Source organism: Nonomuraea solani (assembly GCF_900108335.1).
GTDB classification, from domain to species: Bacteria; Actinomycetota; Actinomycetes; order Streptosporangiales; family Streptosporangiaceae; genus Nonomuraea; species Nonomuraea solani.
Map to the genome: position 1 here is coordinate 38013 of NZ_FNVT01000019.1, position 26244 is coordinate 64256.

At 72.2% G+C, this 26244-nt stretch carries 23 protein-coding genes; 13 read left to right on the forward strand and 10 right to left on the reverse strand.

Annotation, left to right across the window (positions count from 1 at the left end):
• Positions 1–35: 35 nt before the first annotated feature.
• Genes C4V41_RS45190 through C4V41_RS45205 form a run of 4 tightly spaced genes read left to right on the forward strand, consistent with a single transcriptional unit; the run spans position 36 to position 2952 of the window.
• Positions 36–644, forward strand: a complete 609-nt coding sequence (locus tag C4V41_RS45190; protein ID WP_235030782.1) for a mycothiol-dependent nitroreductase Rv2466c family protein — start codon at positions 36–38, stop codon at positions 642–644.
• Positions 625–1878: an MFS transporter gene (locus C4V41_RS45195; RefSeq protein WP_103962222.1), complete on the forward strand. Its 1254-nt coding sequence runs from the start codon at positions 625–627 to the stop codon at positions 1876–1878. Before C4V41_RS45190 ends, C4V41_RS45195 begins: the two co-directional genes overlap by 20 nt.
• An 8-nt stretch (positions 1879–1886) precedes the next feature.
• Positions 1887–2480 carry a hypothetical protein gene (locus tag C4V41_RS45200; protein ID WP_103962223.1) on the forward strand — a complete coding sequence of 198 codons (594 nt, stop codon included), beginning with the start codon at positions 1887–1889 and terminating at the stop codon, positions 2478–2480.
• Between the two features lie 55 nt (positions 2481–2535).
• Positions 2536–2952 (forward strand): ArsI/CadI family heavy metal resistance metalloenzyme, encoded by a 417-nt coding sequence (locus C4V41_RS45205; protein WP_103962224.1) that lies wholly within the window; start codon positions 2536–2538, stop codon positions 2950–2952.
• Here C4V41_RS45205 and C4V41_RS45210 read toward each other — a convergent pair.
• From C4V41_RS45210 to C4V41_RS45220, 3 genes are all read right to left on the reverse strand, one after another.
• Complete coding sequence (locus C4V41_RS45210) at positions 2943–3437, reverse strand: MarR family winged helix-turn-helix transcriptional regulator (protein ID WP_103962225.1); 495 nt, start codon at positions 3435–3437, stop codon at positions 2943–2945. The two genes, C4V41_RS45205 and C4V41_RS45210, sit on opposite strands and share 10 nt — an antisense overlap.
• On the reverse strand, positions 3434–6361 hold the full coding sequence (locus tag C4V41_RS45215) for a glycosyl hydrolase (protein ID WP_103962226.1): 2928 nt from the start codon (positions 6359–6361) through the stop codon (positions 3434–3436). Before C4V41_RS45215 ends, C4V41_RS45210 begins: the two co-directional genes overlap by 4 nt.
• Before the next feature lie 127 nt (positions 6362–6488).
• A complete protein-coding gene (locus tag C4V41_RS45220) occupies positions 6489–7097 on the reverse strand; it encodes a TetR/AcrR family transcriptional regulator (protein WP_103962227.1) in 609 nt (202 codons plus the stop codon).
• A gap of 118 nt (positions 7098–7215) precedes the next feature.
• Here C4V41_RS45220 and C4V41_RS62340 point away from each other — a divergent pair, with 118 nt between their 5' ends.
• Positions 7216–10161: a hypothetical protein gene (locus C4V41_RS62340; RefSeq protein WP_160150610.1), complete on the forward strand. Its 2946-nt coding sequence runs from the start codon at positions 7216–7218 to the stop codon at positions 10159–10161.
• Between the two features lie 260 nt (positions 10162–10421).
• On the opposite strand, the gene C4V41_RS62345 is transcribed toward C4V41_RS62340, so the two are convergent.
• Positions 10422–10775 (reverse strand): MDR/zinc-dependent alcohol dehydrogenase-like family protein, encoded by a 354-nt coding sequence (locus C4V41_RS62345; protein ID WP_160150611.1) that lies wholly within the window; start codon positions 10773–10775, stop codon positions 10422–10424.
• Between the two features lie 27 nt (positions 10776–10802).
• On the opposite strand from C4V41_RS62345, the gene C4V41_RS62350 reads away from it, so the two are divergent.
• Entirely contained in the window at positions 10803–11510 is a 708-nt protein-coding gene (locus C4V41_RS62350; RefSeq protein WP_160150612.1) for an alpha/beta hydrolase, read from the forward strand.
• 63 nt (positions 11511–11573) lie between these two features.
• Positions 11574–12647 (forward strand): NAD(P)/FAD-dependent oxidoreductase, encoded by a 1074-nt coding sequence (locus C4V41_RS45235; protein ID WP_103962229.1) that lies wholly within the window; start codon positions 11574–11576, stop codon positions 12645–12647.
• Between the two features lie 133 nt (positions 12648–12780).
• Here C4V41_RS45235 and C4V41_RS45240 read toward each other — a convergent pair whose 3' ends face one another.
• Positions 12781–13737, reverse strand: coding sequence for a helix-turn-helix transcriptional regulator (locus tag C4V41_RS45240; RefSeq protein ID WP_103962230.1), 957 nt, complete (start codon positions 13735–13737; stop codon positions 12781–12783).
• 62 nt (positions 13738–13799) lie between these two features.
• Here C4V41_RS45240 and C4V41_RS45245 point away from each other — a divergent pair, with 62 nt between their 5' ends.
• Both C4V41_RS45245 and C4V41_RS45250 read left to right on the forward strand, forming a co-directional pair.
• The gene (locus tag C4V41_RS45245) at positions 13800–14405 is read left to right on the forward strand and encodes a DinB family protein (RefSeq protein ID WP_200824672.1); all 606 of its coding nucleotides are present in this window, start codon (positions 13800–13802) and stop codon (positions 14403–14405) included.
• A gap of 97 nt (positions 14406–14502) precedes the next feature.
• On the forward strand, positions 14503–15678 hold the full coding sequence (locus tag C4V41_RS45250; RefSeq protein WP_103962231.1) for a winged helix DNA-binding domain-containing protein: 1176 nt from the start codon (positions 14503–14505) through the stop codon (positions 15676–15678).
• Between the two features lie 59 nt (positions 15679–15737).
• Here the strand turns inward: C4V41_RS45250 and C4V41_RS45255 are convergent, their stop codons facing one another.
• Together C4V41_RS45255 and C4V41_RS45260 are read right to left on the reverse strand one after the other, a co-directional pair.
• Entirely contained in the window at positions 15738–17117 is a 1380-nt protein-coding gene (locus C4V41_RS45255) for a hypothetical protein (protein WP_103962232.1), read from the reverse strand.
• A gap of 125 nt (positions 17118–17242) precedes the next feature.
• On the reverse strand, positions 17243–18022 hold the full coding sequence (locus tag C4V41_RS45260) for an alpha/beta fold hydrolase (protein ID WP_200824673.1): 780 nt from the start codon (positions 18020–18022) through the stop codon (positions 17243–17245).
• Positions 18023–18079: 57 nt separating this feature from the next.
• On the opposite strand from C4V41_RS45260, the gene C4V41_RS45265 reads away from it, so the two are divergent.
• Positions 18080–18532: a MarR family winged helix-turn-helix transcriptional regulator gene (locus C4V41_RS45265; protein ID WP_103962234.1), complete on the forward strand. Its 453-nt coding sequence runs from the start codon at positions 18080–18082 to the stop codon at positions 18530–18532.
• 332 nt (positions 18533–18864) lie between these two features.
• On the opposite strand, the gene C4V41_RS45275 is transcribed toward C4V41_RS45265, so the two are convergent.
• The gene (locus C4V41_RS45275; RefSeq protein WP_103962236.1) at positions 18865–19605 is read right to left on the reverse strand and encodes a DUF6081 family protein; all 741 of its coding nucleotides are present in this window, start codon (positions 19603–19605) and stop codon (positions 18865–18867) included.
• Positions 19606–19754: 149 nt separating this feature from the next.
• On the opposite strand from C4V41_RS45275, the gene C4V41_RS45280 reads away from it, so the two are divergent.
• Both C4V41_RS45280 and C4V41_RS45285 read left to right on the forward strand, forming a co-directional pair.
• On the forward strand, positions 19755–20150 hold the full coding sequence (locus tag C4V41_RS45280) for a hypothetical protein (protein ID WP_103962237.1): 396 nt from the start codon (positions 19755–19757) through the stop codon (positions 20148–20150).
• Between the two features lie 317 nt (positions 20151–20467).
• Entirely contained in the window at positions 20468–22087 is a 1620-nt protein-coding gene (locus C4V41_RS45285; protein WP_235030783.1) for a multicopper oxidase family protein, read from the forward strand.
• 2 nt (positions 22088–22089) lie between these two features.
• Here C4V41_RS45285 and C4V41_RS45290 read toward each other — a convergent pair whose 3' ends face one another.
• Positions 22090–22326, reverse strand: coding sequence for a hypothetical protein (locus tag C4V41_RS45290; protein ID WP_103962239.1), 237 nt, complete (start codon positions 22324–22326; stop codon positions 22090–22092).
• Positions 22327–22457: 131 nt separating this feature from the next.
• Here C4V41_RS45290 and C4V41_RS61155 point away from each other — a divergent pair, with 131 nt between their 5' ends.
• On the forward strand, positions 22458–25310 hold the full coding sequence (locus C4V41_RS61155) for a DUF7824 domain-containing protein (RefSeq protein ID WP_146104029.1): 2853 nt from the start codon (positions 22458–22460) through the stop codon (positions 25308–25310).
• A 127-nt stretch (positions 25311–25437) separates the two neighbouring features.
• Here C4V41_RS61155 and lexA read toward each other — a convergent pair whose 3' ends face one another.
• A complete protein-coding gene (gene lexA / locus C4V41_RS45300; protein ID WP_200824674.1) occupies positions 25438–26109 on the reverse strand; it encodes a transcriptional repressor LexA in 672 nt (223 codons plus the stop codon).
• Between the last annotated feature and the right edge of the window lie 135 nt (positions 26110–26244).

Below are 26244 nucleotides of genomic sequence, written 5' to 3' on the forward strand. Positions count from 1 at the left end.
CCATTATACCTTCCATGGAAGCTATAATGTCTTCCATGGAAGGTAGTCGTGTTCCGGTCGTCTGCCACTTCGACCCCGCCTGCCCCTTCGCCTGGGTCACCTCCCGGTGGCTGCTCGAAGTCGAACGACTGCGGCCGATCGACCTCGACTTCCGGATCATGAGCCTGTCGGTGCTCAACGAGCACCGCGAGCTCGAACCCTGGTACCGCGAGTTCAACGACCGCGCCTGGGGCCCGGCTCGGGTGTGCGCCGCCGCCGCGGCCCTGCACGGCACCGCGATCCTGCGCGATCTGTACACCGCGCTCGGCACCCGCATCCACCTGGGACGGAACAAGGACTACGACGCGGTGATCGCCGAGGCCCTGGACGAGCTGGGCCTGCCCGCGCACCTGGCCGACGCCGCCCACACCGGCGACTTCGACGCGGCCCTGCGCGCCGCCCACCAGGCCGGGCAGGACGCGGTCGGCGAAGAGTCCGGCACCCCCATCGTCGTGGTGGACGGCGCGGCCTTCTTCGGCCCCGTCCTCACCGCCGTCCCCGAAGGCGACGACGCGGTACGGCTGTTCCAGGCCCTGCGGACCCTGGCCGGCATGGAGACGTTCGCCGAACTGAAGCGAGGACGCCATGCGCTCGACCTCCCCTGACTCCGCAATGCGCTCGGTCTCCACAGGCCCTGGGGCGCGCACCCGCCGCCGCCTCATGTCGGCCGGCCTGGCCGGCTCGATCGGTGACGGCATCTACGTGCCGCTGACCATGCTGTTCATCCACGCGCTCACCGGCCTGTCGCTGACCTCGATCGGCGCGGGCCTGAGCGTCGCCGGATTGTGCGCGCTGGCGTTCATGCCGGTCGCCGGCGTCCTCATCGACCGGTTCGGCGGCAGGCGCGTGGTCATCGGCGCGCTGCTGTTACGGGCGGCCGGTTTCGCCGCCTACCCGTTCGTGAACTCCTATCCGGCCTTCCTGGCGGTCGCCCTGGTGGTCGCGGTCGGGATGTGGGCCGCCGCGCCCAGCCAGCACGCGTTCATCGGCGAGATCGCCGAGGGCGCCGAGCGTGACCGGCTGCTGGCCTGGGATCGCAGCCTCCGCAACGGGGGCATGGGCCTGGGCAGCCTGGCGGCGGCGGGCCTGCTGGCGCTGAACGGCACCACCGGTTTCATCGCCGCCGCGGCGGTGCTGGCCGCGGTCTTCGCCGTCGCCGCGGCACTGGTGGCCCGGATCCCGGCCGTCCGCGGCGCCGCCAGGGTGCCGGAGCGGACGCGGGAGGGGTACCGGCAGGTGCTCGCCGACCGGCCGTACCTGCTCATCACCGCCGCCAACTTCCTGATCGCCTTCGGCTACACCACCCAGGCCATGGCCCTGCCGGTCTTCCTGACGCGCGACGTCGGCCTGCCCGACGCCCTGGCCGGGGCCGTCTTCGCGGTCAACACCGCGCTGGTCGCCGCGCTCGGCGTGCCGGTCGCCCGCCTGACCATGCGGGGCAGGCGTACCCGAGGGGCCGCGCTCGGCGCGGTCATCTTCGCGCTCTCCTTCGGGGCCTTCGCGCTCCTGCCGCAGTTCGTCAGCGGCGCCGACGCGCTCGTCGCGGTGCTGGCGGTCGCGGTGCTCTACACCGGCGGCGAACTGGTCCACTCGGGCCCGGCGCAGGGCCTGTCGGTCCAGGCCGCGCCCGGCCACCTGCGGGGACGGTACCTGTCGGTCTACCAGTCGTCCTGGTCGCTCTGCCGGACCATCGCGCCGCTGCTGCTGGGGTTCCTGCTCGATTCCGGCCCGTGGCAGTTGTGGACGGTGCTGGCGCTGCTGGTGCTGGCCGGCGCGGCGGTCCTGCTGTACGCCGAACGCGGGCTCCCGGCCCCCGAGTTCGCCGGGGCACCCCGATAATCGGGTACGTGATCCACATCGACGCCGTTCTCGAAACCTACGGAGCGACCGGCTTCACCGCCTGGCCGATCGCGGAACCGGCCGGGCCCCTTCTCGCCCTCTCCGGCCAGATGAGCCCGGCCGAGGTCGGCACCGCGATGGCGATCATCTTCGACCACGGCGACATCCCGACCGCGCCGCTCGACGATCTCCACCACCTGATGGACCGGCACCTGATCGACGCCGAAGCACTCACCGCCCCGGGCGGGCTGCGTGTCACGGACACGGCGACCAGGGCCGAACTCCTGCCGGGATGCTGTTGCGGCCTGGAGGACTGGCGGGAATGGCGCGACGTCCTGCACGGAGAGGACATCTGGCTCGGGCACGACCCCGGCACCGAGTTCGCGTTCATGGGCGGAGCCGTCCGGCTCAGGCAAGGGCACGAGGTGGAGATCCGGCTCGACGACCTGCCCGCCCTCCTGGACACGGTGCGACTACAGCTTCAAGGCTTCCTCGGCCTCGTCGGCCGATGGGCGGGCGAGATCGCCCCGGCCTCCGCCGGCCGGCTGGTCACCGTGCTCGACGAGAACTTCGCGATCAACGAGCCTCTTGATTTGACCTGACCAGGAGCGCAGACTCGGACCTACTTAGACATGCATCGAAACAGAGGAGATCGACATGTCACGCGTCCAGCTCGCCCTTCGCGTCGCCGACCTGGAGAGCTCGATCGCCTTCTACTCCAAGCTGTTCGGTGCCGAGCCGGCCAAGCGCCGCCCCGGCTACGCCAACTTCGCCATCGCCGAACCCCCGCTCAAGCTGGTGCTCATCGAAGGCGAGGCGGGCGAGCCGACCCGGATGGACCACCTGGGCGTCGAGGTGGCGGACACCGCCCAGGTCGACGCCGCCGCCCGGCGGCTCGCCGAGGCGGGCCTGGCCACGTTCGAGGAGAAGGACACCTCCTGCTGCTACGCCCTCCAGGACAAGGTCTGGGTCCACGGCCCTGGCGCCGAGCCGTGGGAGGTGTACGTGGTCAAGGCCGACGCCGGCAGCCTGGCCAAGGAGACGGGCTCGGCCTGCTGCACGCCTCAGCGATGACGGCCCGGCGCGTCGCGGGCCAGGCGGGCCAGGAGGCCCTTGAGCGTGGTCACGTCCTCCTCGCTCCAGTCCGCCAGGGCCGATTCGAGGTCGCGCTGGACGCGTTCCATGATGCGTTCCCCGATCTCCCGTCCCTGAGGGGTCAGCGCGAGGAGCACGCCGCGTTCGTCGGACGGCTCGGGCACCCGCACGATGAGGCCCGCGTCGTGCAGCCGGTGAGCGATCTTGGTGAGGTTCGCCCGTCCCGTCCCCAGCGCCAGCGCCAGGTCGCTGGGGCGCATCGCTCCCCGGTAGCTGAGCTGGTTGACGACGAGGAACATCGGCACATCGTCAACGGGGAACTCGACGGCGGTCATGAGGTCCACCCGCACCGCGTGGCTGTCCGCCCAGTGGATGATCGTGGAGAGTGACACGCGCGGGTCGAGCGGGTCCGGCTTGATGACGGGTGACAGGTCGGCGTCCTCGCCGCGCCGCGCCCGGGTCACGTCGCCTCGCGCAGTAGTCGTACCGGCCCGAGCAGGCCGTGGTCGTGGGCCGCGGTCCGCTGCGGCTCGCCCCCGCCGGCGATCTGGGACAGGACGTCGGGAATGGAGTCGTAGTAGCCGCGGGCGAGCAGCCGGTTGTTCAGCGAACTGGCGACGCGGACGGTCACCGTGTTGTCCCCCGCTCGCAGGGCGGCGGTGACGTCCACGCGCGGGCGGGAGGTGTCGAAGCCCTGGGCCTCGTCCCCGTTGACCTGGACGGAGCCGAGGCCGCCCGCCGTCGAGCCGAGGTCGAGCACGTATCTCTCCCCCGTGACAGGTGCCGTGTCGAGGGTGAACGTCGTGGTGTACTCGCCGACGCCGCTGACCTCGGGGCCGACCTCTGGCAGGTCCGTCCACGGGCGCAGCGGGCCGCGGCCGCCATCGAGCCGGGTGATCGCCGTGGTCGGCCGTACCTCGCGGGTCACGTAGCCGAGGCCGCGGTCCTCGGTGATCACTTCGAGGTCGCCGGCGTCCCAGCTCTCGACCGCGACCGTCCAGTCGGGGAGTTCCTGGAGGAGTTCGGGTGTGACGGGGTCGGAGGCCCGTTGCCGGGCCGAGCGGTCGAGGGTGAGCAGCGCCGTCTCGCCAGGTGTCAGCGTCACGGTGATGATCGTGCGGCCGGCGTCGTGGCGGACCCCGTGGTGGGGGCGGACGGTGCCGGTCCAGGCGTCGACGCGGTGCACGGCTCCGCCGCCCGGCAGGGCGACCTCGATCGTGACCGGCTCGCCGGTCTCGTACAGGAAGTGGTAGAGGTACAGGTGCAGCAGGTCGCCGTCCTCGCGCAGGTGGCCGAGCACGCTGCGGCCGTCGAACTCGGCCCGCCCGGCGACGCCGAGGCCGCGCAGCGCCTCGACGGTGCCGGCCGGATCGTGCACCTCCGCGACGTTGTCCAGCGCCTTCAGCAGCGCCATCGTCCCGGCCAGCTCCTCGTCGCGGCCGTCGAGCCCGGGGGTACGGGCGGCGGCCTGGGCATGGGTGGTGTGCTGACCGGCCATGAGCCATTTGAGCTCGCGGGCGCCGTTGACGATGAGCAGTTTCAGGCCGTCACGCGCCCATCGCAGCAGGTGGGCCGCCACGTCCGCGTCGAGGGTCTCCTGGTAGACGACGAGCGCCTGGTAGCCGGGGCCGCCGGGCTGGACGAGCCCGCCGGTGAACTCCACCTCGTCGCGCAGGAGCAGCGAGCCGTCGAAGAACTCGTACGTCCATCCGGCGTCCTGCATGCCCAGGTCCTGCCACCAGTGGTTCTGCCGGTCGCGCATCCACATGCGCCCGTACGCGTCCTCGTCCGGGACGCGCCGCCCTTCCCCGTCGAACATGGCCATGCCCGAGGTGTTGTCGGTGAAGTGGTCGGTCCGCAGGATCCCCACGTCGATCCGCGGCCGGCCCTGCCGCAGGACGTACTGGTACCGGCCGATCGCCCTGTTCCACAGCGGGTAGAACTCGGCGGCGGGCTGCCGGGTGTCGAACCGCTCGGAGAACAGCGGCCACATGCCCTCGTGCCCGGGCCACCGGGTGACACCCTCGGCGCCGGCGGTGCTCGCCCAGCCGTGCAGCACGGTCCTGGTGATGCCGGCCGCGAGCTGGGTGGCGATGATCTGGTCGTAGAAGCGGTGGTCGAGGATGTGGTTGCGGGTGGTGGCGCCGGTCTCGGAGGAGTATTGCCTGCCGAACAGGTGCGCCGGGCCCGCCATCAGCCGGTAGGCGTCGATCTGGGCGCCGAACTCCAGCGACTCGGTCTCGATGCCGTCGACCTCAGGGCCCGGCCGGGTCAGCTCGAACGGCAGCCCGTAGCTGATCTCGGCGCGCAGCCCGATCCCGTGCTCGTGCAGGAACGCGGCGAACGGGCGCAGCATGTTCTCGATGTAGAGGTCGGTGAGCGTGCGCACGTAGTCGAAGCGCACCTTCTCGACGGTGACGCGGTGCTCCTCGCGGACGTCGTAGGGGTAGGTGGTGCTGACGGCCATGAAGGGCGCGCTCCGGATGAGGAACGGCAGCCAGGGCGTGATGTCGTAGCCCCGGCGGGCGCGGAACTCCGCGGCGACGGTGTGCCCCCAGAACATGCCGCCGGCCCCATAGGTCGACAGCTCCAGGGAGTCCATGTACATCTGCGGCCGGGGGTTGAGGCCGATCTGCTCGCGCAGTTCCGGCGTGAGCACGACCGTGTCCCAGTAGTCGATGACCGCCTCGACGCCGTCCCGGTCCAGGTAGTTGACGGTGTAGTTGACCGACGCCGACGGCGCGGCGGTCTGCCCGGTGCCGTGCGCCCAGAAGACGAACAGCCGCCAGTCGCCGGGCGCGCTCCACTCCAGGCTTTCCCCTTCGACGCGGCCGGTGAGGTCGACGGCGGAATCGGGGTCGAGGATCGCGCCCGTCTCGGTGGTCTCCAGCACGCGCACGGCCACGACGGCGACCAGGCGCTGCTCGGTGACCTTTCCGCGATGGCCGGGGAGGGTCGTCGCGGGCGGTTCGGCGTCGAGGTCGACGCGCGGCAGCGCCCCGCCGCGGGAGCCGGTGACGTCCTCGGTCACCACGTCGAGCTCCTGGGCGGCGGCCGGGTGGTCGGGGGTGATCGTCGGCAGGTTCGCGTTGGACCAGTTGGTGCCGGAGGTGAAGCTGACCGCCATGTTCCGCCTGGTCGTCTCCTCGACGACCACGTACGAGTCGTGCACCCACTCCTCGGCGCCCCACCCGTACCGGGAGTGGTCGATGGCGCCCTCGTCCATGGCGAGGAACTCCATCCCGCCGAACCCGAGCCGGTGCGCGGTGTCGATCTCGCGGATCAGCGTCTCGTCGGTGTGCAGGCCCTCGGCCAGCCACCAGCGCAGCTCGGGACGGAACTCGATCGCCGGGTCGGCGATCGCACGGGCGAGGTCGTCGAGTGACACGCGGTTCTCCCTGATCGTTTCCTGACGACACTAGACCGCGCGACGGCCTGAGACAATGTCTTCAGGAAACCACTTGATGTCGCCAGGAAACCTCTTCCGGGAGATCGACGACGATCCGGCCGAACGCTCAGGCGTCGTTGATGCGGTAGTGCGCGTTCAGCAGCGGCCAGGTCGCCTCGGCCATCTCGGCCGCGGTCCGGGCGCACCCGCGCTCCAGCCAGTCCATGGCCACGCCGATGAGCGCGCCCGCCGTGAACGCCGCCGTCACGTCGTGCGGGACGCGCTCCGGCCACTCGCGGATACCGGCATGCTCCAGGCGCTCACGGATGACCACCGCGATGCGGCGGCGGATGTGGCCGACGACGCGCGCGCTGCCCTGTGGCCCCAGCAGGGCGCGATACAGCCCGCCGTGCCCGGCCAGACTGCCGAAGAACGCCGCCAGCGACGCGGTCGCCTCCTGCTCGATGTCCGCCGCGTCCAGGCTGGGGCCGGGCAGCGACTCGATCAGGTCGTCGATCATCGCGGTGCAGGCGTCCTCGGCCAGCTCGTGGACGTCGCGGTAGTGGTCGTAGAACGCCGAACGGCTCACTCCGGCGCCCTCGGCGACGTCGGAGACGCTGATCCGGGACAGGTCGCGCTCCTCCACGAGCTGGATCAGCGCGCGTGCCAGCGCTGATCGGGTCCGGCGTACGCGTCTGTCTCCCGGCGGGGTGCTGTTCTCTCTGGCGGTGACCACTCTGTCACCCTATCGAATGCCGACAGGTGCAAGTTTTCTTGCACCTGTCGGTCGAAGCCCGTTTCGCGCTCAGGGAACTCGGTTGCCCCGGAAGGGAGCGGGACCGAATCATGGGCTTGTGGTGCGGCTGGCGTACGGCGTGGTGACGGGACGGGACCAGCGGGTCTGGGACGCCCGTGGCCGTCCCGTGCCCGCGGGCGCGCCGCCGGGCGCGCCCGTCGTGGTCGGTCCCGCGGCGGAGGATCCAGGGCCCGCCGTCGCCGAGCTGTCCCGCCTGGTGACCGCCGGGGGCGTCCTGGTCACCGGCGCGGGCATCGAGCTCGGCCCCGGCTTCGTGTCCGCGCGGCTGGACGGGGCACGCGGTGACCGGCGCGACGCCGTCCTGGCCGCGATCCGGCTGCTGGGGCTGGACGGGATGGCGCGGCTGGGCGAGCGGCCGGGGGTCCTGGTGGCGTTGTTCGGCGCGGAGGCGACCAAGCGCGTGGGCGCGGCGGCGGCCCGTACCATCGCCGACGAGCGGTGGGCGGCCCTGCAGCTGGCCTCGTCGGCCAGCGCGCTGCTGGGCTCGGAGCAGCTCGAACACGTCCTCGGCCTGGGCGCCGATGCGGCGGTCGAGCCGGAGCCGCACGCGACGCCGTCCGCGATGGCCGCCCACCTTCAGCAGGTGCTCGCCCCGTGTTCTTCGCGGCGCCGGCTCGACCTGCTCCTCGACCTGTGGGTGCGGGTGGCCGCCCGGCAGGAGGAGGGCAGGCGCAGGGTCAGGCTCCGGGCGACCCAGGCCAGGCAGAGCCGGCTGGAGGAGCTGACCCGCCGCTACAACGCCTACGAGGACGACTACGCGGTCGGCTACGTACGGGCCGCCCTGGGCCGCGAGCCGACCGTGGGCGAGGCGGTGCGCTGGTTCCCGCAGGAGTGGCACTGGCTGCAGATCTTGAACCGGGCCACGCACAACGCCATGGCCGCGACCGTGCTGCTGCGTACCGCCGCGGCCGTGGCCGACCACGGGGTCGCCGATGGTCTGGCCCGCTGCGCCGGCCAGATCCGCGCCGCCGCCGACCTGCTGGACCAGCACGAGGCGGGCCGGGCCGCGCGCCGCGTACCCGGTCTCGCGGGCCTGCCCGCGCGTCCCGGCTGCTACGTGCGCGACCTGGCCAGGCACCTCGACGCGCCCGCCGAGCCGTATGTGCGGCAGCGGCTGGCCAGGGCGGCCGACTACGCGCAGGTCGTTCTGAAGTCCGTCCACGAGCTCGTTCGAAGCGGCTCCGAGCGCCTGCGTCCCTGGGCGCGGAACGACCTGCGGAAGTGGCGCGCCGCCGTCGGCTACACGGCCGAGCGCCCGCCCGCCGACTGGATCCAGCCGCCGGTCAGCGGCGACCGGCCGCCGCTCGCCCAGCGGCTCACCGACCGCCCCGAGGCCGCGCCCGAGGAGCTGGAGACGGCCGGTGACCTGCTCTGGTACGGCGAGCTCGCCGACGCCCTGGCCCGGCTGAACGGCCACGCCAGGGCGGCCATCGAGTTCCAGGACACCGTCCTTTACGCCGACTTCGACCCGATCCCCGAACACGACCTCACCCCCGGCCTCGACACCCTCGCCTCGGCTCTGGCCGGTGCCGCGCAGCTCGTCTCGCTCGGCGCCCGGCCGCCGCGCCGCTGCCGCGACTGGCAGGAGCTGGTCTCCGGGCTGACCGGCAGCCTGGAGATCGCCCTGGCGCTCGTCGAGCCGTTCCGCCTGCCGAAACCGCTGGCCGCCGTGGACGGCATCGTCGTTCCCGGTACGGACGCGCGCGTCGAATGGGCTCGCAGCCCGCGCACCCTGGCCGTCTGGGCGTCGTACATGGGCAACTGCATCGCCGAGCCGTTCTACGTGGACGATGCCATGAAGGGCACCTGCGTCCTGGCGGCCCTGCGCGCCCCCGACGGCACGATCCTGGCCAACGCCGAGGTCCAGCACCGCCGCTCGGGCTGGCACCTCGCCGAGCTGCAGGCCCGCTTCAACACCGACCCGGACCCCGGCCTGAAGGAGCGGCTGACCCGCTGGCTGGCCACCCTCCCGCCGCCTCCGGCCGAACGCCCGCCCGCCCGCGAGCCGCTCCCGCCGCCCACCCGCGAACGCCCGGTCTCCCGCCGCGCCGACCGCCTGTTCGCCGAGGTCAGCGGCCCCTTGGCGGAACAGGCCGGGCACGCCCTGGCCGACCCCGCGACGGCGTCCGCCCTGCTCACTCTGGAAGCCCTGCACGAGGCCCGAACGGGGACGACCACACGCGCGGCGGGCGCCCCTGCCTCAGCCAGCGTCCCCACCTCAGCGGGTGCTCCCACCTCAGCGCGCGTCCCCGCCTCGATCGCGGGCGGCCAGGGTGCCGTTCCCGCCACGGACGTGCTCATGGCCCTGCGCCGGCTGCCTGCCGACCGGATCGACCGGGCCCTCCTCAACGCCCTGCCCGAGGTCGGCCTGTCCGAGCTGTGGCGAGCCACCGGGGTCCGCCCGCTCGCCGTCGCCCTCGCCGCGCTCGACCCCGAGCTCCGTGCCCGCTTCGACAACCTGGGCCTGCTCCTGACCGACGCGCCGCTCCCCCGCTCGCTGCGCAAGCTCGCCCGCCACGGGACGATCGCGCCCGCGCGCTCGATGGAGCTGGTCACCCGCAGGATCCGCGCCGCCCTCGGCCGGCTCGCCCGCGCCGCGGACCCGATCCTGGCAGGCCACGTCACCCGGCACGCCGACGCGGCCTTCCTGCCGCCGCTGATCGTCGCCGTCACCACCTGGCCACCGGCCCAGCCGACGGTCCCGATCACCGCGCCACGCGAGACGACCGTGCCCGGCTTCCCCCGCTCCGACCTGGAGGACCCGGCCGGCCCCTGGCTCCGCGCCTTCCCCGACGCCGCCGAGCTGGGCGCCGACCTGGACGTCTTCTGGGACCGGATCGCCACCGGCGGGCTCCGCGTCCCGGCCGCCTGGCTCGGCAACGGCGGCTGGCCCGCCCTGTGGCAACGCGCCACCCGCCCGCCCCGTCAGCATCGTCGCCCGCACGCGCCGAGTGGGCCTTCCCTTGAGGAGTGCAGTCGATGACGACGTGGCCGAGAGCGGTGTGGTGGACGGCTGCGACGTCGAGCCCGGCCGCGGCGGCGAGGGACAGCACCTCGGCGAGCAGGGCGCCCGTGCCGCCGACGTCGACCACGTGCCGCGCGCCGGACCAGTCGTATCCTCCGGCCGCGCCGGCGAGGTAGTCGGGCCCGCCGGCCATCATCGCGTCGGCGGGCACCGCGTCTTCGGCTGCGGTCACGGCCATGCCTCTTTACCGGGATCGCCCGGAAGCCACCACGCGTACGTCACAGCTCGAAGAGGATTTTGCCGCGCGGCCTGGCGGCGCCCTGGGACAGGGTGGCGAGGGCGTCGGCGTGCTCCTCCATGCCGTACCGATGCGTCACCAGGGGCAGCGGCCGGAAGCGGCCGGCGTTGAGCAGCCGGACGGTCTCCGCCCAGGCCGAGGCCGTGTAGCTGAAGCTGCCGCGGATGGTGAGGTCGTTGTTCACGATGTCGTCGACGGGGACGGCGGCCGTGCTGCCGGCCGCCTCGATCACCACGTCGTACGCCATCGGCCGCGGGTCGTCCATCATGAAGTCGTCCACGTCGAGGGCCTCGGCCAGCTCCCGCTGCTCCGGGCGGCGTCCCGCCATCGCCACGGAGCGCACCTGAGTGAGGAGGCGTACGTGTTCCTGCCGTCGGCGTATTTCGCGGACGTACGGCGGCGGCTGCCCGCGATCATCGCGCTGACCGGTCATCCCGGCGAGCCGCGCAACCTCATGACCAGGCTCGATCTGCCCGGCCGGATGGCGCGCGCCATCGCCGCGCACCAGGCGCGCCCCACCGTCCTCGTCATGATGCGGCCCAGCGTGGTGCTGCCGCGCGACACCGAGTGCGTGGACGTGCCGGGCGGGCCGCAGGCGCAGACGTACTTCGCGACCGACGTCAGGAACGCCGTGACCGCGCACTACCGGGTGGCCGCCGGTCGCGAGTCCTGGGGCATTCTGGGCGGTTCGACCGGGGGCTACTGCGCGCTGAAGATCGCCATGACGCATCCCGGCGCGTTCTCGGCGGCGGTGTCGCTGTCCGGCTACTACAAGACCATCGTGGACCGCACCACCGGCGACCTCTTCGGCCACGACAGGACGCTCGCGCGGCGCAACGACCTGATGTGGCGGCTGGCGAACCTCCCGGCGCCGCCCGTCAGCGTGCTCGTGACGAGCAGCCGCAAGGGCGAGAGCGACTACCTGCCGACCGAGCGGTTCGCCGCCGCCGTGCGGCCGCCGATGCGGGCGTGGTCGCTGATCCTGCCCAGCGGCGGGCACAACTTCAACACCTGGAACCGCGAGTTGCCCCAGGCCCTGCCCTGGCTCGCGCGGCAGCTCGGGCCGTGAACCTCACAAACAGGCCGCCTGCCTCGTCGGGGTTGCAGAACCCTTTCGACGGAGGAGGCGGACATGAAGATCGTCGTAGTCGGCGCCGGATATTCCGGGACTCTCGCGGCGAACCGGCTGGCGAAGAAGCTACCGGACGCGGAGATCACGGTGATCAATCCACGACCGGACTTCGTCGAGCGGGTACGCCTGCACCAGCAGGTCGCCGGGACCGGCAAGGCCGCGACCCCCCTGTCGGAGATGCTGCGCGACGGCATCCGTACGCGGGTGGCGGCCGTGGACAAGATCGGCGACGGCACCGTGACGCTCGGCGTGGGCGAGACGCTGGACTTCGACTACCTGTTCCTGGCCGTCGGGAGCACGGTCTCGCCGCTGCCCGGCACGGTCCCGGTGGGGACGTGGGAGGGCGCGGAGCAGGCCCGCGCGGCCCTGGCGGGTCTTGTCGCAGGCGGTACGGTGTGCGTCATCGGTGCCGGGCCGACCGGCATCGAGACCGCCGCCGAGATCGCCTACGGCCGTCCCGACCTGCGCGTACGACTCGTGGGGCGGAACTTCGCGGCCGGCCTGTCGGACGGGGCCCGGCGGCGGGTGCGGGCCGGGCTGGAGCGGTTGAAGGTGTCGCTGACGGAGGACGCCGTGGTGTCCGGCTCCGACCAGGTACGTCTGGCGTCGGGCGAGGTGATCGACGCGGACCTCACGCTGTGGGCCGTCATCGGCAACATCCCCGACCTGGCGGCGCGCAGCGGCCTGCGGGTCGATGACCGGGGGCGGGCCGTCGTGGACGAGCATCTGCGCAGCGTGAGCGACCCGCGGATCTTCGCCGTCGGCGACTGCGCCGCCGTGCCCGGAGCGCGGGCGTCCTGCCAGACGGCGGGGCCTCAGGGGGCGTACGCGGCCGACACGCTGGTCCGGATCGTCAAGGGCCTGGGGCTCAAGCCGTACTCCATGGGGTACGTCGGGACGGGGCTCAGCCTGGGGCGGGACGATGGCGTGATCCAGGTGGCGCGGCGGGATGACAGTCCGCGGCGGTTGTACCTCGCGGGGCAGGCCGCGGTCGTGGGCAAGGAGGGCGTGACCCGGGGCGCCAAGTACGGCTCCCGCACCGCCACCCTCGCCTGGCTGCCCGGCCCGAGCTGAGCCCGTCCCCTCACCGCTCAGACGGACACCGGCCCGTCGTCCGCACAGGCCAACCGGCCCCTCCACCTCCCTCCCTCTCCCTCCTGAAGGACCTCGCCGAAGTACGTCGGAGAGTGGGTGCGGAATACAGGGGTTAGCCGGTCGCGGCGGCGGTGAAGCGGCGGGCCAGGTGGGCGAAGGCGGCCTTGAGCTCGGGCGGGCCGACGACCTCGATGTCGGCGTCGAACCTGCCGATGGCGGCGGCCAGGCTGTGCCATGACCACGAGCCCAGGACGAGCCGGCAGCGGTCCGGGCCGAGCTCCTCGACGAGCCCGTCGCGGACGAAGCGGGACACGGCGGAGGCGGGCAGGTCGAGGATGACCTCGCCGTGGCAGGGCCAGTCGCCGGCCACCGCGGCGCCCCGGAACTTGGCGGCCACGTAGGCGGTGACCGTACCGCCGGGAAGTTCGCGCGGGGTGAAGCGGGGCCCGGTAGGGGTGCGCGGCGTGATGCGGTCGGCGCGGAAGGTGCGCCAGTCCTCGCGGTCGAGGTCCCAGGCGACCAGATACCAGCGCCCGCCCCACGTGACGAGATGATGGGGCTGCACCCGGCGCGGCGAGGTCCCGGAGGTGTGGTCGAAGCGCAGCACCTCGCGGGCCTGGACGGCGGCGCCGATCGCCATGAGCACGCCGCTGTCGGCCTGCGGGGCCGGTCGGAGCGTGGACTGCTCGACGGCGGTGACCTGGAGGGCGTCGATCCGGTGGCGCAGCCGGGCGGGCATGACCTGCCGTACGGTGTTCAGCGCCCGCGCCGCGGCCTCCTCGATCCCGGCACCCGTGGTGGTGGCGCTCTGGAGTGCGATGGCCAGGGCGATGGCCTGCTCGTCGTCGAACAGCAACGGCGGCAGCTCCGCGCCCGCGTCGAGCCGGTAGCCGCCCTCGGGCCCCTTGAAGGCCACGATGGGATAGCCGAGCTCGCGCAGGCGGTCGACGTCGCGGCGCACGGTGCGCGGGCTGATGTCGAGCCGTTCGGCCAGCATCGCCCCCGGCCAGTCCCGGCGCGTCTGAAGCAGCGAGAGCAGGGCCAGCAGTCGCGCGGAAGTCTTCGGCATGTTCTCCATAGTGCCCGGAGAAGAGGACAGAACCTGGCCGCTACCCCTGCGACAGTTGTCACATGCCAGTCAATGACGACTCTTCGAAGGGCCAGAACACCGTGACCGCATCCCCGAACCTCGACGCCGAGCGGACCGAGCTGCTCGGCCAGCTCGCGAGCGCGCGATCCACCCTCATCTACACCCTCCGCGGGCTCACCGACGAGCAGCTCGGCGAGCGCCCGACGGTCAGCGCGCTGTGCCTGGGCGGGCTGGTCAAGCACGTCGCGGCCATGGAGGAATCGTGGCTGCGCTTCGCGGTCGACGGCGCGTCGGCGATGACCTTCGACCTGCCCGACGGTGTCACCTGGGCCGACGTCGCGGCCGGTACGGCACGCGAGTACCCGCAGTGGATGATCGACCATCAGAACGACTTCCAGATGCTGCCCGGCGACACGCTGGACGGCATCCTCAAGCGCTACGAGCAGGTCGCGGCGCGTACCGAGGAGATCGTCGCCGCCCTTCCCGACCTGTCGGCGACGCACCCGCTGCCGCCGGCGCCGTGGCACGAGGCTGGCGCGGTCCGCAGTGTGCGCCGGGTGCTGATGCACGTCATCGCCGAGACCGCCCAGCACACCGGGCACGCCGACATCCTGCGCGAGTCGATCGACGGGCAGACGTCGACGTGAGTGGTGCCTGCGTGCGTGGTGGCGACGTGAGCATTGCCTGCGTGAGCGGTGCCGTCGTGAGCGGTGCCGGGCGCGTGATGAGTGTCCGGGTGGGCCGATGACCGTTCTCGGCACCCGGGCGCTCAACCGGGCGACGCTCGCCCGGCAGTTGCTGCTCGACCGGGCCGGCATGCCGGTGCTCGACGCCGTCGCGCACCTGTGCGGTCTGCAGGCGCAGGAACCGCAGGAGCCGTTCGTCGGGCTCTGGTCGCGGCTGCGGGGGTTCGACCCGGCGGTGCTGGACGGGCTGCTGACCGGGCGGAACGTGGTGCGTACCCACCTCATGCGCCGCACCGTCCACCTGGTCACCGCCGGCGACGCCCTGGCCTGGCGGGCCCGCCACGACGCCATGCTGCGGCAACGGATGCTGGGGGTCTACCGCCGCGAGCTCGACGGGGTGGACCTCGAGGAGCTGACGGTGGCGGGCCTGGCGGTGATGGCCGACGGCGAGCCCCGCTCGATGACCGAGATCGGGCGGGCGCTCTCCGGGCGCTGGCCGGAGCCGGGGGCGCGGGTGCTGGGCGAGATGGTGATCGCCGCCCTCGTCCCGATGGTGCAGTTGCCGCCGCGGGGGTTGTGGCGGATGAAGGGGGGCGTGCGCAACGTGTTGCTCTCGTCCTGGCTGGGCCGCGACATCGACCCACCGGCCCCGAACGGCTCCGGTCCGAACGGGTCTGACCCGGCCGGCTCCAGCTCGGCCGGCTCTGACCTGGCTGGATCTGATCCGGTCGGGGAGGTGCTGGTGCGGCGGTATCTGGCCGCGTTCGGTCCCGCCGCCACGGCCGACCTGCGTGCCTGGTGCGGGCTGGCCGGGTTGCCGGCCGCGGTGGCCGCCGTACGCGGGGAGCTGGTCGCCTTCCGCGACGAGCGGGGCCGTGAACTGCTGGACCTGCCCGACGCGCCGCGCCCCGACCCCGACACCCCCGCCCCGGTACGGTTCCTGCCGGCGTTCGACAACGCGATCCTCGGTTACCACGACCGCGGCCGGATCATCGACGACGCCCACCGCGGCCTGTCGGTCGCCGGTGCCCGCGTCGTCCTGGTCGATGGCCGGGTCGCCGCGACCTGGACGTTCGGGACCGGCATGGGGACCGGCACGGTGACCGTCACGCCGCTGCGCCGGCTCTCGGGGGCCGACCGCGACGCCGTGGCCGAACAGGGCCTGGCGTTGGCGTCGTTCATGTGCGACGGCGACGGCGGTCACGACGTACGGATCGACCCGGATCCGTCGTAAGGGCGAACCTGTGCGCGCACCGCCGTGAGGGGCGAACCCCTCACGGCGGTGTGCGACGGTCAGCCGTTGAGGCGGCAGCCGTCGGTGGTGCGGCCGTTGTTGCAGTGGTTCAGTTGCAGGCTGTCGAGCACGTACGCGAACGTCTGCCCCGCCGGGCTCACCACCGACAGCCGCACGGTGGCGGCGCCGGCCGGCGCGATCGCCGAGACCGAGTACTCCTGCCACCCGGACGACAGGGAGTGCACCGCGCTGTCACTCGCGGAGAGCAGCGTGTTCGACGCGTTGTACCAGGACATTCGCAGTTTGACGTCGCCGGAGGTGCCGGTGGTCAGCCGGGCGAAGAACTTGTACCGCTGCCCCGCCGTCACCGCCGGCCTGCGGGTCACCGACACGAGACCCTCGGCGTGCGCCTGGACGTTCATGGTCAGCGACCGCCGGCCGTCGTAGTAGCGCGCCGACACCTGCCCGTCCGCTCCGGGCGGGGTGACCTGCATCCAGCCGCCGCCGGTGACGGTGAACCCCGTCGGGAACCCGTACGGCGCGTCGCTCTCGATCGTCCGTTCCTGGGCGGTCAGGGCGTCGTTGCTGTACCCCACGTCGCAGCAGACGGGCGTGGTGAACGGCGGGAAGCTGGCGAGGTTGACCTTGCGGGTGTCCGGATAGCTGGAGGTGTAGAACAGCGCCGAGGTCTCGCTCGGGTCGTAGTAGGTGTTGAACTCCTGGTCGATCTGCCAGTCGTTGTACTGGCTGATCATCACGTCGTTCAGTGAGAAGCTGTTGGGCACCTCGCTGACCTTGGCGTGGTCCACGTCGTGCAGGTGGATCAGCTCGTGCATCATGGTGGCGCTGTCCCAGTCGTCGGTGGTCGCCACGCAGACGGGGCCGCAGTGGGCCGTCGCCGTACCGTTGAAGTCCTCGAACACGAGATATCTGCGGTTGCCGCTGTCATATCCCGCCGCCGCCAGATCGTCGGCGATGACGAACGGATCGGTCTCGCCGCCGATCACGCCATTCTCGATCTTTTCCGGTACGACGAGCGCGCGGGCATAGCCGGAATAGGTGCCGGTGGCGTGTCCCGTACGGCAACTGAGGTTGATGTGCTGGTCGTAGTTCGTCGATTCGTCGAGCAGCCAGTCCATCCGGTCGACGATTCTGGCGATGCGCTCGGCGTACATCTCGTAGTTGTTCCCGTTGCCCTCGTGCCAGGCGTAGATCACCTGGACCGCCTGGATGCTGCCGGCGGCGTTCTTGGGGTCGGCGAGCGTCGTGGTGCAGCCCCGCTGGGGCAGGGCCGTATCCGCGGGTAGAGCGTACGGGGCGACGGGCTCGGTGCCGATGGGATCGAACGCGGCGGCACGTGCCGGGGCGACCATGGCCGCGACGGCGAGAACCGAGGCGGCGATGACGGATAAGAGGCGGTTGAGCCGTGAAGGCAGCATGGAAGAGATCCCCCGTTTCATGGCCTGTCCGGCCCGCGCATATCCGGGCCGGACTTCTCATTGGAGGCGGGAAATGGTTGTTCAGCAAGGCGCCGGCCAGGACTGAACAATTCCTGGATGCCTTGTCAGAGGGCGCGGAGAAAGTCGCCGAGAATGGCGTTGTAGAGGCCGGGGCGTTCCATGTTGGGGTAATGGGCGGCGCCGTCGATCGTGGCGATGCGGCCGCCGCGAACGGTGCGGGCGATGCGTTCGGCCATGCCGATGTGATCGGGTGAGTCGGCGGAGCCGTTGATGGCCAGCAGGGGGACGTCGATCTTGCCGAGGCGCTCCCAGGTCTCGCGTACCGGGACGAGGTGGTCGGGCTCGCCCGCGGTGTGTTTGGACATGGTGGTCCTGGCCATGTCGCGCAGGCGGCGTACGACGTCGGGGGCGAGGTCGTCCAGCGTGCGGTGAGGACCGGCGGCGAAGGCCATGAAGCCCTCGATCGAGCCTTCCAGGTCGCCGGCGGCCATGGACGCGTGCCAGGTGGCCATGGATCGCGTGGTCCAGGGGTCGGTGAAGTAGGGCTCGCCGGTGGCGGCACCGCCGACGACCACGGCATCGACCAGTTCGGGGTGCTCCAGCGCGGTCTCGACGGCGATGCTCGCGCCCATGGAGATGCCCACGAGGATCGCGGGGCCGGTGTCCAGGTGACGCAGGAGGGCGGCGAGGTCGTCGGCGCGCCGGTACGGACCGGTGGCGTTGGCCGAACGGCCGTGGCCGCGGGCGTCGGGGGCGATGACGCGGTACCGGGCGGCGAAGTGCGGGATCTGGCCGTCCCACATGCGGTGGTCCACGAAGCCGCCGTGCAGGAGGACGAGGGGACGGCCGGTGCCGGTGTCGAGCCAGAACAGATCGTCAGACATGACACCTAGGTTGTCATTGTTGCCCGATAATGACAACCTAGGTGTCATGATGGTGGGGTGAGCGAAACAGAGCGGGGCGACCGGCTGACCCAGGTGTTCGACCTTGTGGGGCCGCTCTACCGGCGCGCCCAGCGCAAGGTGGAGCAGGACGCGCCCATCGAAGGGCTGTCGGTGGGGGTGCGCGCGGTGCTCAACATGCTGCGCGAGCACGGGCCGATGACGGTTCCGCGGATGGGCCGGGCGCAGGCGCTGAGCCGGCAGTTCGTGCAGCGCATGATCAATGAAGCGGCCGGGCGGGGGCTGGTCGCGTTCCTGCCCAATCCGGCGCACAAGAGGTCGTCGCTCATCGAGCTGACCGAGGAGGGGCGGGCCGCCATCACGGCGGTGATCGATCGCGAGCGCGCGGTGCTCGGCCAGGTGGGCGGCGACCTCACCGACGCCGACATCGACGCCTGCCGCCGCGTCCTGTCCCACCTGCTCCACTTCCTGGACGACGTCGACGTCGACTGAACCGCACCGACACGACAGGACCTGTACGGGGCGGGCCAGCGTGCAACGAGGCCAGTGCGACCAGCCGGTACGACGGCCGGTACGACTGGACCAGTGGGACAGGCCCGTCCGACGGGCCCGCCCAGCCGACCAACCCAACCGACCGGCTCACCCGACCAGCCCAGCCGACCAACCCAACCGACCGGCTCACCCGACCAGCCCAGCCAACCAACCCAACCGGCCCGACCAACCCGCCCGACCGACCGGCTCTGCCCATCCCGTTCGACCGGCCCGTTCGACCAGCCCAGCTGACCGGCTCAGTCGGTCTGGCGCGACGGGGCTCGGGGGGCGGCTCAGGCGCCGGTTCCGCGTACCCGGAAGTGGCGCCAGCGGGCGGTGATGCCCTGGCCGTTGAGCGAGCGGCTGCGGCCGTCGCGGATCGGCAGCATCGTCCAGATGCCGAAGCCGATGCGGACCCGTTCGGGGATGAAGGTGCCGTGGGCCTCGTACACGGTGCGACCATCGACGCGCCAGATCGCGGCCGACGCGCTGCGGTCGAGTGTGATCTCGCACGCCCGGAGCCGGGTGACGAAGTCGTCGCCGAAGTCCTCGTACGGCGACTCGACCACGTGATAGAACGGCTCACCCGCGCCCCATGCCCCCAACTGCTCATGCAGTGCGAGCACGCGCGTCGAGGTGCCGCAGACGGCGAACACGCGCTTGCTCACGTCGAAGTCGAAGACGTGGAAGGCGGCCAGCCCCTGGCGGTAGTCCTCCGGCTCACCGCCGAGGTTCTCGACCGCGAGATCGGCGGCGAACGTCGCGGGCCGATCCGGCGGCAGCTCGAACTCACCGGTCGAGAAGATGAGGTATTTCGCGCTGTCGGCGGGCTGGAACGTGTCGTGCGCCAGCGAGAACCGCGGAATCGTCACCCGCACCTCGCCCTCCCCGACGGCCTGCTCCGCGGCGGGCTCCAGCGGCATGTGGACGCCACCGGCCGGGAGCGGCAGGCGCGCCGGGCTCCAGAGCGCGGCGTCGAGATCCGGCCCCTTCATCTCGTCGTACGTGACATAGCCGGTCGTCTGAGGCGTCACGGCTTCCTCCCGTAGAGCAGGTCGCGGTACGCCGCCATTGTCCCGGAACGATCGCGGGAGCACTAAAGTGGCCGATGCCTTGAGTGTTATGAACGGATAACGAATCTTGTCTTGGACAGCATAAGGCGGCTGCTCCTACGGTCGGTCGCATGAGTGAAACCGTGATGACGGGCAGCAGGGCGCTGCTGGTGAATCGGATGATCGTGAGCGTGCATGCCGTCGCGATCATCGGCCAGCCGGTGTTCGCCGGGGGCTATTTGAGCGGCGACTATGACATGCTCTGGCCGCATCGGTGGGGTGCCGATGTGGTGTCCGCCCTGGGGTACGCGCAGGTGCTCGCGGCGCTGGTGTTGTGGTGGGTTCGGGGGCCGCGGTGGTTGTCCGTTGTCAGCGTGCTCGTCGCCGCCGGAGAGACCGTGCAGTATTTCGCCGGGCTCGACGGCGCCCTCGACCTGCATCTGCCGCTCGGGGTCGCACTCGTCACCGCGATGGTCCTGACGACCGTCGCCGTGTGGCGTCCCCAGGTACGGCGAGCGGCCCGATGAGCAGGCGATTCCGGCGGACATTCCAGAAGCCGGCCGACGACCCTCGCCAGACACCTCCGGAGCCAGCCGACGTGCCTCGGCGGACACCCCCGGAGCCGACCGGCGTAACGCCCGAGCCAACCGGCGTGACGCCCGAGTCGGCTGGCGTGACGCCGAGGGCGACCGAGGTCCCACCGGAGTCCACCGACGCCCCACCGGGACGGACCAGCGTCCTGCCAGGCCCGACCGTTGTCTCACTGGAGCCGACCGGCATCCCGTCGGGACCAACCGATGTCCCGCCGGAGCCGACCGGTGACATGCCAGGGCAGACCGGTGACGTGCCAGGACCGACCGGCATTCCGCCGGGACCGACCGGTGACGTGCCGGGGCCGACCGGTGTGCTTTCCCGGCGGGCGTTTCTCGGGCTGGCGGGTGGGGCCGGGGTCGTGCTCGCGGCCGGGCTTGCCGGGCCTCGGCTTCTGAGCGCGGGCGCGCAGGGCACAGGCGAACTGCTGCGCAGCGGGATTCCGTTGCCGGAGCCGTTCCGGGTGCCGCTGCCGATCCCGCGAGTGCTGCGCCCGTACACGAAAGATGGGACCGATCGCTACACGATCACCCAGCGTGAGGCGACGGCCGAGATCATCCCGGGCGTCCGGACGCCGATCTGGGGGTACGACGGGACGTTCCCCGGCCCGACCATCGAGTCGCGGCGGGACCGGACGGCCGTGATCCACCACCGCAACGAGCTGCCCGTCCCCACCGTCGTCCACCTGCACGGCGGCCGGACGCCCGCCGACTCGGACGGCTACCCGACCGACCTCGTCCTGCCGGCAGCGGGCTGGGACGATGGGCACTCAGGGCACGGCATGCACGATGCCCGTGCCCGGATCGCGCAGGGCTCCCGTGACTACCTCTTCCCGATGCGGCAGCGCGCGGCCACGTTGTGGTACCACGACCATCGCATGGACTTCACCGGTCCCGCCGTGTACCGGGGGCTGGCCGGGTTCCACCTGATCCGTGACGACGAGGAGGAGGCGCTGGATCTTCCGGCGGGCGACCGTGAGCTGCCGCTGATGATCGCCGACCGCGCCTTCGACGAGCACGGCGCGTTCGCGTACCCGTCCCTCGATCCGACGCTGCGGACCACGCCGGGCGTGACGGAGGCGTACGTGGAAGGCGTGTTCGGCGACGTCATCCTCGTCAACGGGGCGCCGTGGCCGATCCACGAGGTGGCGGCGGCGCGCTACCGGCTGCGCGTCCTCAATGCCTCCAACGCCCGCCGCTACGACCTGGCGCTGGACCCGCCGCCGCCCGGCGGAGGCGGATTCGTCCAGATCGGCAGCGATCTGGGGCTCCTCGACGCACCCCGGAGCCACGACCACCTTCCCATCGGCCCGGCGGAGCGGTACGACGTCGTCGTCGACTTCGGTCGCTACCCGGTCGGCGCCCAGGTCACGCTCGTGAACCGGCTCGGCACCGGTCCGACCGCGCGGGTCATGCGGTTCGTCGTCGCCCGCCGCGCGCCGGACGAGAGCCGGATCCCGCCGAAGCTGAGCGACCTCGCGCCGCCCAGCCGGTCGCAGGCCACGACGGTACGCGAGTTCGCCTTCAGGGGCGGCCACGTCCACGGGCGCGCGGGGTGGGTGATCGGCGGCGAGCCGTTCGCACCGGACCGGATGTCGGCCCGGCCCCGGCTGGGCGACGTGGAGATCTGGCGGTTCGTCGCCGATGTGCACCACCCCGTCCACCTGCACCTGGTGGGGTTCCACATTCTGTCGCGCGGCGGCCGTCCCCCGGGACCGTTCGACGGCGGCCTCAAGGACACCGTGGACCTGAGCCCGGGGCAGTCGGTCGAGGTCATCGCCCGCTTCGACGGCTACCGTGGCCGCTACGTGTTCCACTGCCACAACGCCGAGCACGAGGACATGGCGATGATGGCGAACTTCGAGGTGATCTGACCTCAGCAGCCTCCGCCGCCGCCCCCGCCGTCACCACCGCCCGACGAGCCCCCGCCGTCGTAACCACCCGAGGAGCCGCTATCCCCCGGCATCCCCGAATAGCCGCTGAACGGCATGCCGGGGCGGCCCGAGCCTCTCCGCGTCGAGGGCCGGCCGCCGATCAGCGACCACACCATCCAGATCAGGATCCACGCGATCGCGATCACGAACAGGCCCGCCAGAATCGTTGAGAACGTCATAGAACCATCCCCCGATCGTCCTAGAGATCACTTCCCTTGCTTCACGTTAGACAGGCCATTCACCACAAAGAGGGTTTTGCGCCTTTTGATGACCCGGCGGTTTGTCGGAGGCGATCTCTACGGTGTGCTGCATGACCACTCAACCCCCCACGGCCTGGCCGGGCGTCCGCGCGGCCATCACCACCGACGACCCGGCCCGGGTCGCCGACGCGGTGCTGGCCCTCGACGAGGACGGCCGCCGCGAGGTGGCCCGCGAGCTGCCCGGCCACATCGGCACCGCCAGAAAGCTGGCCGCCGACCGCCGGCGCCGCCAGAGCGTCTGGACCGAGGCCGAGGAGTGGATCGAGCCCATGCGGGTCGCCGGCGCGGGCGTGCTCGGCGGGGCGGCGGCCGTCACGACCTGGCTCTACCGGCGCGACTTCACCCGCTGGCGGCCGCCGCTCGACTCCGAGCCGCTGCTGCGGGTGATCGCCGCGCGGCCGCCGGAGTGGCAGGCCGACCTCGCCGTACGACTGACGCTACGACTGCGCGGCACCCGGGCCCAGGCCAGGGACGACAGCGCACCCCTGGCCCTGGAGCTGCTGCGCCGCACCCGCGCCGTCCCTCCCGTGCACGACCCGCTCATGGTCGCCTGGGTGTCCCAGCCGCCGGACCTGGCGAACGACCCGCTGGCCGAACACCTGGTCCCCAGGCTGTTCGAGGCCGAGGGCGTGGGCCGGGTGCTGCGGGAAGACACCGTCGACGCGCGTTCCTGGGAGTCCGGCCGGCGCACCTGGCTGGGGGAGTTGCGCGACGCGGTCGCGGCCGGCCGGTTCGATCCCGGGCCGCTGGTCGACGGCTGCGTACGCCGGTTCCTGCGCGGCGGCAGCGCCACCGACCTGCGCTTCTTCGCCCGCCTGCACGAGTTGCTGGCCCCGGCGCCGGCCAAGGAGCGCAACCGTGACTACCTGCGGCTGCTGCCCGCCGCGCCGGGCCCGGTGGCCGACCTGGCGCTGCGGCAACTGCGCGGCGCGGGCGGGCTCAGCGGCGAGGAGGTCGATGAGGCGGTGTCGGCGCTGCTGTTCCGCCCCGAGGGCAAACTCGTGCGCGCGGGGCTGACGCTGCTGGACCAGACCGCCCGCGACACGGCCGGCGACCTCGACGACCTGGCCCCGGCGCTCGCCTCGGCCTTCCTGTGCGAGTCGTACGACGTCCGCGAGCGCACGGTCCGCCTGGCACTCAAGCACGCCGCGCGCTTCACGCCCGCCGGGGCCGAGGCCGTGCGGGAGGCGGCCGGCGTCCTGCCTCCCGTGCTGGCCGCGCGCCTGTCGCAGGCGTACGGCGTGGTCGTGGCCGAACCGGAGGCGGCCGCCGGCTTCGAGCCCAAGCCGCTGCCGCCGTTCGTGCCGATCGCCCGAGAGCCGTTCCCGCCGCCGATCGACGACCTCACCGCCACCTCCGACCATGTCGGCGACGGCATCACCTTCGAACGGTGGATCGACGCCTTCGTCCGCGACCCGTCGCCCCGGCCGCGTCCCGGCCAGGGCCGGATCTACAATCTGCGCGAGTGGCACGCCCTGGAGGAGTGGACGGAGGCGCTGCTGCGCGAGGCCGCGAACCCCGGCGAAGAACCGCCCGTTCCCGAGCCCGAACCCGCGCCTTCGTTCGCCCGGCACACCATCAGCGTGCGCACCGAAGAGGGAGATGCCGAGGTCGCCTTCGGCCGGCTGCCCGCCGAAACGCGGGAAAGCATCACCGCGAGCCTCACGAAACAGGGCATTCCGCTGGGCAACCTGAGGCGCTTCAAGGAGGGGCCGCCGCTCGAAGCGGAGATCCTGAGCTTCTCGATCATCTCGTCGGGATACTGGAGCCGCCCCGAAGACAAGGAGGGCAAACCGCGCGACCGGCTGCCGGACCGCAACCGCGTCTCGGCTCCGCACCACGCCATGCTCATGCGCTGCGCCGAGATCCACGCCGCGCTGAAGGCCGGGACACTGCCTCCATACCTGCTGGCCACCCCGACCCTGACCTCCGGCCACCTCGACCCCGCCGAGCTGGTGGCCCGCCTGGAGGGCTACGAGCGGGCCGGCGTCGAGGCCATGCCCGCCGACCTGGGGCAGGCGCTGCTGCGGCTGCCGCGCGAGGTGGACGCCGAGGTGATCGACCGCGCCGGGAAGCTGACCTCGCCGGCCGGCGCCAGGCTGGTCCGCTGGCTGGCCGGGCGGCGGGAGCCCGCGTTACGCGTCGACTGGTCGCACGGCGGGGGCGACTACACCCACGACCGGCAGCAGGGCGGGCACAGCCCCAGTCTGCGCCCCCGCATCGCGATCGAGCCGACGGGGCTGCCGCTGATCGACGCGCTGCTGTCCGATCCCCGCTCGTATGCGGGTGAGCGCGACGGCGTCTACATGGGGTCCTGGTGGCTGACGCTGCCGTCGGACCGGGAGGCGGTGGCCATGCATCTGCTGCCGCACCTGCTCAACTCGTGGGACCGGCACGGCTACTTCCACGAGTACGTGGCCGCGCTGTTCTCCCAGGACGGGCCGGTGGGCGAGGCGATGGCGCTGCTGATCGCCGTCCAGCTGGCCGAGCAGGGCTTCTACGCCTGGGCCGACCGTGGCCGGGCGCTGCTGCTGGGCGCGGCCGCCGCCGGCTGCCTGCCCACCGTGGAGTGCGGGCGACAGCTCGGGCTGTGCCTGCGGCGGGGCGTGGCCAAGATGGTTCATGTACGCGCGGAGCTGGAGGAATGCGCGAAGCGGGGGGCGCACCGGCAGGTGTGGGAGATCATGACCGGGTTGCTGCCCGTCTACCTGCCGGGGCCGGACGAGCGGCCGTATTCCGGGCACACCCAGGCGCTCACCTTCGCGATCGACGCCGCCCGCTGGGCCGGGGCGTCCGGATCCGTCCCCGTGGTCGCGGAGGTGGCGGCCCGCAAGGGTTCGAGCGGCTTCGTCCGCACCGCCCGCACCCTGCACGAGCAGTTGACGGGCGAGCAGGAGCGGTAGGAGACGGATCAGCCGGGCGACGGTTCGTGCTCAGGCCGGTCGATCGGCGGTCCGGCGGCGGCCGGGTCAGGCCAATCGATCGGCGGGCCTGCTCAGGCCGGTCGATCAGCATCTGGCCGGGGCCTGTTCAGACGCTGCGCAGGACCGAGACCACGATGCCCAGCACCACGGCGGCGTCGCCGTCGATGACGTCGTAGGCGGGGTTGCGCGGTTCGAGCTGGACGTGCCCGTTACGGCGTCGGAACACCTTGACGGTGGCCTCGCCGTCGATCATCGCGGCGACGATCTGGCCCGAGTGCGCCTCGGGCTGCTGGCGTACCACGACGATGTCACCGTCGCAGATCGCGGCGTCGATCATCGAGTCGCCCCGTACGCGCAGGCCGAACACGGTGCCGCGCCCGGTGAGGTCGCGGGGCAGCGTCAGGGTGCCGTCCACGTGCTCGTCGGCCGGGATGGGGATGCCCGCGGCGATGTCCCCGACCACGGGCACGCTCACCACGTCGCCGGCCGGCCGCCCCGGCTCCGCGGCCCGCAGGAACAGCCGCACGTCGATCGGCCGGGTCATCGTCGCGCTCCTGCGGAGGAAGCCCTTGTCCTCCAGGCTCTTCAGGTGCTTCGACACCGACGAGGACGACCGCAGCCCGACCGCCTGGCCGATCTCGCGGGTGCTCGGCGGGTAGCCGTACCGGACCACCCAGTCCCTGATCATGGCCAGGATGCGCTGCTGGCGCGGCGGCAGGGCCGAGGTGTCCAGGTACTCGAACGGGTCAGGGTCGTCGTAGGAGATCACGTGCGACATGCTAGAGGTTGCCGGGGGCACCGGCCGATCAGGGCCGCGCGGCGCCCTTCAGGAAGACGCGAAGTCCTTCAGGAGAACGCGAGGTCCTTCGGGAAGATGCCAAGTCTTTCAGGAGGGCACAAAGTCCCTCTGGAA

Bases quoted from the DNA above. Each gene is read 5' to 3' on its own strand.
- C4V41_RS45255 (WP_103962232.1), bottom strand. From the start codon at position 17,117: ATGCTGCCTTCACGGCTCAACCGCCTCTTATCCGTCATCGCCGCCTCG.
- C4V41_RS45240 (WP_103962230.1), bottom strand. From the start codon at position 13,737: ATGCCGAAGACTTCCGCGCGACTGCTGGCCCTGCTCTCGCTGCTTCAG.
- C4V41_RS45280 (WP_103962237.1), top strand. From the start codon at position 19,755: ATGAGTGAAACCGTGATGACGGGCAGCAGGGCGCTGCTGGTGAATCGG.
- C4V41_RS45260 (WP_200824673.1), bottom strand. From the start codon at position 18,022: ATGTCTGACGATCTGTTCTGGCTCGACACCGGCACCGGCCGTCCCCTC.
- C4V41_RS45190 (WP_235030782.1), top strand. From the start codon at position 36: ATGGAAGGTAGTCGTGTTCCGGTCGTCTGCCACTTCGACCCCGCCTGC.
- C4V41_RS45245 (WP_200824672.1), top strand. From the start codon at position 13,800: ATGCCAGTCAATGACGACTCTTCGAAGGGCCAGAACACCGTGACCGCA.
- C4V41_RS45195 (WP_103962222.1), top strand. From the start codon at position 625: ATGCGCTCGACCTCCCCTGACTCCGCAATGCGCTCGGTCTCCACAGGC.
- C4V41_RS45205 (WP_103962224.1), top strand. From the start codon at position 2,536: ATGTCACGCGTCCAGCTCGCCCTTCGCGTCGCCGACCTGGAGAGCTCG.
- lexA (WP_200824674.1), bottom strand. From the start codon at position 26,109: ATGTCGCACGTGATCTCCTACGACGACCCTGACCCGTTCGAGTACCTG.
- C4V41_RS45235 (WP_103962229.1), top strand. From the start codon at position 11,574: ATGAAGATCGTCGTAGTCGGCGCCGGATATTCCGGGACTCTCGCGGCG.
- C4V41_RS45250 (WP_103962231.1), top strand. From the start codon at position 14,503: ATGACCGTTCTCGGCACCCGGGCGCTCAACCGGGCGACGCTCGCCCGG.
- C4V41_RS61155 (WP_146104029.1), top strand. From the start codon at position 22,458: ATGACCACTCAACCCCCCACGGCCTGGCCGGGCGTCCGCGCGGCCATC.
- C4V41_RS45290 (WP_103962239.1), bottom strand. From the start codon at position 22,326: ATGACGTTCTCAACGATTCTGGCGGGCCTGTTCGTGATCGCGATCGCG.